The 6,655-nt window shown below is 67.5% G+C and carries 10 protein-coding genes and 1 pseudogene; 3 read left to right on the top strand and 8 right to left on the bottom strand.

All coding sequences use genetic code 11. The features are described from left to right. Positions 1-95 precede the first annotated feature (95 nt). Positions 96-671 (top strand): superoxide dismutase family protein, encoded by a 576-nt coding sequence (locus RTU05_RS07565; protein ID WP_312597087.1) that lies wholly within the window; start codon positions 96-98, stop codon positions 669-671. 42 nt (positions 672-713) lie between these two features. On the opposite strand, the gene RTU05_RS07570 is transcribed toward RTU05_RS07565, so the two are convergent. Both RTU05_RS07570 and RTU05_RS07575 read right to left on the bottom strand, forming a co-directional pair. Next, positions 714-1,247: a DUF1003 domain-containing protein gene (locus RTU05_RS07570; protein WP_312597089.1), complete on the bottom strand. Its 534-nt coding sequence runs from the start codon at positions 1,245-1,247 to the stop codon at positions 714-716. A gap of 29 nt (positions 1,248-1,276) precedes the next feature. Next, complete coding sequence (locus tag RTU05_RS07575; RefSeq protein ID WP_312597091.1) at positions 1,277-2,215, bottom strand: DMT family transporter; 939 nt, start codon at positions 2,213-2,215, stop codon at positions 1,277-1,279. Positions 2,216-2,311: 96 nt separating this feature from the next. Between RTU05_RS07575 and RTU05_RS07580 the strand changes: the two genes are divergently transcribed. Continuing rightward, entirely contained in the window at positions 2,312-2,590 is a 279-nt protein-coding gene (locus RTU05_RS07580) for a type II toxin-antitoxin system Phd/YefM family antitoxin (protein ID WP_312597093.1), read from the top strand. Beyond that, on the top strand, positions 2,587-2,967 hold the full coding sequence (locus tag RTU05_RS07585; protein WP_312597094.1) for a PIN domain-containing protein: 381 nt from the start codon (positions 2,587-2,589) through the stop codon (positions 2,965-2,967). The genes RTU05_RS07580 and RTU05_RS07585 overlap by 4 nt, the downstream gene beginning before the upstream one ends. A 4-nt stretch (positions 2,968-2,971) precedes the next feature. Here RTU05_RS07585 and RTU05_RS07590 read toward each other — a convergent pair whose 3' ends face one another. The 6 genes and pseudogenes from RTU05_RS07590 to RTU05_RS07615 all read right to left on the bottom strand — a co-directional run. Continuing rightward, on the bottom strand, positions 2,972-3,442 hold the full coding sequence (locus RTU05_RS07590) for a DUF2269 domain-containing protein (RefSeq protein ID WP_312597096.1): 471 nt from the start codon (positions 3,440-3,442) through the stop codon (positions 2,972-2,974). Continuing rightward, positions 3,439-4,740 (bottom strand): SDR family oxidoreductase, encoded by a 1,302-nt coding sequence (locus RTU05_RS07595; protein WP_312597098.1) that lies wholly within the window; start codon positions 4,738-4,740, stop codon positions 3,439-3,441. The genes RTU05_RS07590 and RTU05_RS07595 overlap by 4 nt, the downstream gene beginning before the upstream one ends. Continuing rightward, on the bottom strand, positions 4,737-5,153 hold the full coding sequence (locus RTU05_RS07600) for a DCC1-like thiol-disulfide oxidoreductase family protein (protein ID WP_312597101.1): 417 nt from the start codon (positions 5,151-5,153) through the stop codon (positions 4,737-4,739). Before RTU05_RS07600 ends, RTU05_RS07595 begins: the two co-directional genes overlap by 4 nt. Before the next feature lie 49 nt (positions 5,154-5,202). Beyond that, positions 5,203-5,715, bottom strand: a complete 513-nt coding sequence (ssb, locus tag RTU05_RS07605) for a single-stranded DNA-binding protein (protein ID WP_312597103.1) — start codon at positions 5,713-5,715, stop codon at positions 5,203-5,205. 162 nt (positions 5,716-5,877) lie between these two features. Continuing rightward, positions 5,878-6,300, bottom strand: coding sequence for a hypothetical protein (locus RTU05_RS07610; protein WP_312597105.1), 423 nt, complete (start codon positions 6,298-6,300; stop codon positions 5,878-5,880). Further along, a pseudogene (locus RTU05_RS07615) lies at positions 6,300-6,655 on the bottom strand (hypothetical protein); the annotation flags it as partial. The gene RTU05_RS07610 and the pseudogene RTU05_RS07615, both read right to left, overlap by 1 nt.

The raw sequence follows: 6,655 nt of genomic DNA on the forward strand, positions 1-6,655 counted from the left end.
CGGAACGTGATCCGCTGTGACGATTTCTAGCATTCCAGGGGCTCGGTGGCAAAGCGACGCCGCCGTGAAAGCCCGTCTCTGAAAGGACATTTCATATGCGCGTCCAAACGCTAGCCGCCGCCCTGGTGATCGCCTCGCCGCTGGCTCTGACCACGGCCTGCGCCGCCACCGGCAATGCCCCCCAGACCGCCGTCGAACGCGCCCCCGTGGGCGCGACCGGCCAGGCGGTTCTCGTCAACGCCGCAGGCGCCAACATCGGCCGCGTCGATCTGCGTCAGGGTCCGACCGGCCTGTTGATCAAGATCGAGGCTACGGGCCTGACCCCCGGTTGGCACGGCATCCACATCCATGCGACCGGCGAATGCGCCGCGCCCTTCACCTCGTCCGGCGCGCACATCAATCACGGCGAGCCGAAGGCCCCGCACGGTCTGCTGAATCCGGCCGGCCCGGACGACGGCGACCTGCCAAACGTCTGGGCCGGGGCGGACGGCAAGGTGAACGCCGAGTTGTTCACCACCCGCGCCCGCATCTCGTCCGAGGGCCCCGGCCAGTGGCTGTGGGACGCCGACGGCTCGGCCGTCATCATCCACGCCAATCCCGACGACCACACGACCCAGCCCATCGGCGGGGCGGGCGACCGCGTGGCCTGCGCGGCGCTCAGCGCCAGCTGAGGTTTCCGAAAACCGGATCGAGAGCGCCCGCTGAATCCCGGTTCAGCGGGCGTTTCTCTCTTGCAGCAGCCGCTGGATCATGTCGGTCTGCTCCTGCTGACGAGCGGCCAGATGCTCGACCTTTTCCAGCAGGGCCATGATCTCGATCTCGGCCTTCAGATTGACCTGATAGTCATTGCCCGCGTCCAGGCGATCCTTGGCCGCCTGCCGGTTCTGGCTCATCATGATGACCGGCGCCTGCACCGCCGCCAGCATCGACAGCACCAGGTTCAGGAAGATGAAGGGATAGGGGTCGAACGCCTCTTTCCGCAGCAACAGATTGATGACCGTCCACAGGGCAAGAAACACCCCGAAGGCGATGATGAACGGCCAGGAGCCGCCAAAGGCCGCCACCCGATCCGCCAGCCGCTCTCCGAAGGTCTGACGATCGTCGAAGGTCTCGTTGATGTCTTCCGAGATCGGACGGCGGTCGGCTGCGCTGGCGACCACGCTGGCCTCCTGCGCGGGCAGTTCGCGCGCCGCCTTGCCCAGCCAGCGGCGAGAGACGTGGTCGGCGTCGAGGGGTATGTGGTTCACGGACGGCTCCTGAATCGTTTCCGATCAGATCAAGCCTTGGCGGCGCCCGCGCGCAAGCCCCGTTCCGCCAGGGCCACCAGCACCACCCCGCCCATGGCGATGGTCGAGCCCGTCAGGATCTGCGGCGTCAGCACATCGCCCATCAGGCCCCAGCCGATCGCCATCGACACCACCGGCGTCACCAGCAGATAGGGCGTCACCCGCCCCGCCTCGCGCCGCTGAACCAGCCAGAACAACAGGGTCGTGGCCAAGACAGACGACACCACCCCCGCCCACAGCAGAGAGGCCCAGACCATGGGCGTGGCGCGCTGGATCGCCTGCCACTGGCCGTGTTCGAACATCGCCGACCCGAAGGCCATGACGGGAAAGGCGCCCAGGGCCAGAAGGCCCTGCATCTTCAGCGGCGGGATGGAGGTGGTCCGCCGGGCGACCACGGTCGTCACGCCCCAGGCGGCGCCCGCCGCGATGGCGACCAGAATGGCCTTCCAGTCCTGCAGCGCGTGCGCATCAAGCGTCATCCAGGCCACGCCGACGAAGGCCACGCCCATGCCGACCAAGGCCGCCCTGGACAGCCGTTCGCCCAGGATCAGGAAGGCGAACAGGGTAGTGAACGGGATCCACAGTTGGTTGGCCACGGTCACCGGACTGACGTCGGTCGCCAACCAGTAGGCGGTATAGGCCAGCCCGTACTGGATCGGCCCGCCCAGCATCACGATCAACAGCAGGCTCTTCCAGTCGGGGAAGGGCGGCCGCACGAAGGCGATCAGACAGGCCGAGGCGATGCCGAAACGAATGGCCCCGACCATCAGCGGCGACAGGGTCTCCGTCGCCAGTTTGGCCCCCGCATTGTTCACCCCCCACACCACGATGATCGCCAGAATGGCCGCGATCTCCAGTCCGGTCAGGGCGTGGGGCTTCACAGGGAGGGGCGCGGGTGCGGGCGCGGTATCTGGGGCGGCGTCGGTCATGGATGGTCTATGACACGGCGCGGGCGCTTTCGTCGCTCACATGAGGTGTCGCGGCGTTGCATTGACATGTACAGCCTCAACGACCAACCTGTACATATGACCGAAGTCACCCTGACCGCCCTTCGCAAGGATCTGTTTCGACTGGTGGACGGCGTGCTGGCCACTGGAGAGCCGCTGACCATCCGACGCGGCGGGCGACGACTGACGCTGATCGCCGAAGCGCCCAAGCCCGTCCTGACGCCGGAGGAACGCTACGACGCCTATATGGCGCAAGGCGTGCGCGAGGGCGCCGACGACTGGGCCGACGACATCGACACGAACAAGAGCCACTGGACCTGGGATCCCGACACCAAGTTCGATCTGGGCGACAAATGATCCATTTGGACACCCAGGTCGTGGCCTGGCTCTATCTGCGCAAAACCAAAAACCTGAGCGATGTCGCCAAACGACTGCTACGCCGTTCCGGCGCTCCCGCGATCTCGCCGCTGGTTGTTGTCGAGCTTGAAATCCTCACTGAACTGGGTCGGATAAATCCGCCGTCCGTCCCGGACATGATCGCGGCGCTGGAAGACCAGATCGGCTTGGTCCAATCCGACGCCTCGATGTCGGCCGTCGCTCAGGCGGCCTGTCGGTTCGGCTGGACGCGCGATCCGTTCGACCGTCTGATCGTGGCCAACGCCATGGCCGACGGCGCGCAGTTGATTACGGCGGATCAGATGATCCTGCGCCATTTCGATCAGGCGGTCTGGTAGGCGATCAGAACTCGGGCTTTGCGACCATCAGCCAATAGATGCCCAGGACGCCCGCAAAGGCCGGCCAGCCCAGTCCGAACCACCAGCGGAACAGCCGGTTATAGGCAGGCGGCAATGGCGCGCCCTGCCCCGCCGCCTGTTCGGCCAGCGTCATCATCCGGTACTGGATCCACCCCACCGGCAGCCAGCAGACGCCGACGAAGACATAGAGCCCATAGGCCGCCAGCAGCCACGGGCTGGTCAGGGACCAGCCCTGCAGATGGATCAGGCCCAGCCCGCTGATCGGCTGAACCACCACGGCGCTGGTGGTGAAGACGAAATCGGCCAGCACCACGATCCTGCCGACATCCGCCACCGTCTTGGCGTTCCTGGTCGCATGGGCGCGCAGCATGAAGAAGGCGATCCCCGCCCCCGTCCCGAACAGAACCGCGCCCGACAGGATGTGGATGATCTTCAGCAGGACATACAGGCTCATCGGCGGGCGTCCGTGGCGGCGACGAACAGGCACAGCGCCATCATGGGCAGGACCTTCAGCCACGGCCCCAGCGGGTCGATCCAGTAGTGCGGCAGGCTGATCGTCGCGGCGATCAGATAGCCGACCGTGGCCAGGCACATGAAGATCGCCACCCGCGCCGTCCAGGGCCGCACGAACAGGGCCAGCCCCAGCACCACGTCCAGCAGCGCGCCCCACCAGGCGACGGGGCCAGCCAGACGGCCATAGCCGCCCTCATGCAGGATGGCGAGAGCGCCGTTCCAGCCCGGTCCGAAACTGATCAGCCCCGTGATCAGCCAGAACAGGCCCAGGGTGACGATGGCGACCGGCCGCACGAACCACAGCCGCGCGTGCCAGACGTCCTGAACCGAGGCCGGGGTCTGGGCCAGAAAGTCCGTAAAGCCGCGCGAATGCACGCTCAGCGCCTGGGCCCAACCGCTGTCCCGACCGGCGACGTCGTGATCCATCTGTTTGATGGCGGTCGTGCGGATCGGCGACGACCATCCCAGCCGCCCCAGCAGATCGCCGATGGCCAGGGCGGGCGCGGCCAGGGCACGCGGCACGCGAACGACCGGAGCCGGCTTCAGACCCATCCAGCCGCGGTAAAGCCGCACCGTCTGGACCATGGTCACCGCCTGCGGCCCCGGCATGTCGAGCGACTGACGCGACGGCGCGCCCGGCTTCACCGCCGCGACGACCGCCGCGCACAGGTCGCCCAACGGAATGGGCCGGAAGGTCTGGTCGCCGCCCACGACCGGGCTGAACACCGGAAAGGCCGCCAGCGCCCGGATCAGCCCCGTGCCGCCGAAGGCCGCGCGATCCACCACCAGCGACGGCCGAAGGATCAGCCAGTCCAGGCCGCTGGCCTCGACCAGCCGCTCGGTCTCGGCCTTGGTGCGGGCATAGGGGGTGCCGGCCGCCTCGTCCGCGCCGACGGCGGAAATATGCACCAGCCGCCGCACGCCCGCCGCCTGACACGCCGCGATCAGAGCGTGCGGTCCATCGACGTGAGCGGCGCGGGTGCTGTCGCCGCCGCCGTCCTGCAGGACGCCGACGCAGTTCACCACCGCGTCGACGCCGTCCAATATCTGCTTCCAGCCCTCGGCCGTCGTCAGTCGGGAAAAGTCGGCGGACACCCAGTCGAAACCGGGCGCGCGGCGGGCCGGTTCGGCGATGCGGCGCGCCCCGGCCCGCACGGACCAGCCGGCCGAGGCCAGGGCCGCCGCGACATGGGAGCCGATGAAACCGTTGGCGCCCAGCACCAAGACCCGCCCGCTCATCCCAACACCCTGTCGCTCAGATCGACGCCTTGCGGCGGCATGGCGCACCATGTCGCGCCGGGAAAACGACGGCGACGGCGCGCAATGAAATCATACAGGGTGTCGCGAACGTCGCGCGGGACGATCCGCCCCAGAACCGCCAGCCGATAGGGCGACGGCAGCAGGGCGGCGATGCCCAGAACGCCGTCCGAGCGCTGGCGCGCCACGCCATCCTGGATCAGCAGCATCGTATAGGGATCGTCGGGATCGACGCCGTAGTGGACCAGCAGCGCCCGTCCCAGCGGCGACTGCGTGGGCGCCAGACGGATACGGCCTGCCCGGTCGCGCTTCAGTATCTTGCGCGCCGAGCCGGAGCACAGGGCGCAGTCGCCGTCGAACAGCACGACCGGCCGGTCGTCCGGGAAGGCCGGCACGGCGGGATCGTCACGATAGCTGTAAGGCCCCCGCCCCAACGGTCAGACCTCAGAACGGAATGTCGTCGTTCAGGTCGTAGCTTTCCTTGGGACCGCTGGGCTTGTTGGCCCCGCCGGTCGAGAAGCCGGACGAATAGTCGTCGTCGCCGCGACCACCGCCATAGTTTCCACCGCCGCCGCCGTAACCGCCGCCCGACGAACCGCCTTCCGAACGGCCGCCCAGCATGGTCAGTTCACCCTTGAAGCGGCTGACCACGATCTCGGTCGAGTATTTCTCGACGCCCTGCTGATCAGTCCATTTGCGGGTCTGGAGCGCGCCCTCGATATAGACGGTCGAACCCTTCTTCACATAGTTCTCGACCACCTTGACGATGTTGTCGTTGAAGATGACGACCCGGTGCCACTCGGTCTTTTCCTTGCGCTCGCCCGAGGACTTGTCGCGCCAGGTTTCCGAGGTCGCGATCGACAGATTGGCGATCCGGTCGCCGTTGGGCATGGAGCGGATTTCCGGGTCGCGACCCAGATTGCCGACCAGAATGACCTTGTTGACGCTGCCCGCCATGGAAACTTCCTTTTCTCGAAGGGCGGGGCGTCTCTGGCCCGCCCTGTAATTCAGCCCGATGTCTTAGGCCGGATGCGGATCACCGCCAGCCGCATTCGACATCCGACCCGCCAAACCGGTGGATTAACGAAATGTTCCACCTTTGTTCATGACGCGCAAGCTCTACTTCGCGGCGGGCTCCGCCGCCACGGCGACGGGACGACCGGTCTCGTCACGCTGAATGGCGCCGGGGATGGCCAGTCGCCCGTCTCCGGTTCGCGCCATCGAGAAGAAGCGGCTGCCGGTCAGGCTCTTGCCGATCTTGACGCCCTCGCGGTCGATGAAGATGAATCGCCCCTGATAGGCGCCCGCGATCTCCTGGTTCGACCCGCCCATGCGCAGGAACCGCAGACGCATTTCCTCCAGGCGGGCGGCGCACTGTTCCAGTTGCGGCTGGTCGTCGGCGATCTTCTGCAGGCGCGGCGGCGCATTGTCCGGCGTCGCGACGAAGTAGCAGGCGCCTTCCGCGAACTCATATTTCGGCTGGTTGGAGCAGGCGCCCAGAACAGCGACCCCGGCGACGGCGGCGAGAAGGGCGAGACGCATCAGTTCATTCCCGGAAATTGGCAGTTGCGATCCTGCTCGGCCAGGGTGCGGAAACGCGCGTTGTCGTTCGACTGTTCCACCCGGCGCGGCACCAGCCGCAGGGTCATGTCGCCCCAGCGGCCGTATTGGGCGTCGCCCGGCCCCACGCAGGTTCCGGCGTACAGCGCCTGGACGCAGGCGTTCAGGCTCATCGATCCCGACAGGGTGCGCCAGTCGGATCCGGTGTGACGCAGGCAGGGACTGCCCGAAGCGGCCGGCGTCGGGCGCGGCGCGGGGGTCTGTTCCACACTGGGGGCCGGCGGCGTCTCGGTCATCTGCACGGCGGGCAGTTGCGGCGGCGGGGCGAAGGCGGCGG

Source organism: Brevundimonas sp. (genome assembly GCF_032017145.1).
In the GTDB taxonomy this organism is placed as follows: Bacteria; Pseudomonadota; Alphaproteobacteria; order Caulobacterales; family Caulobacteraceae; genus Brevundimonas.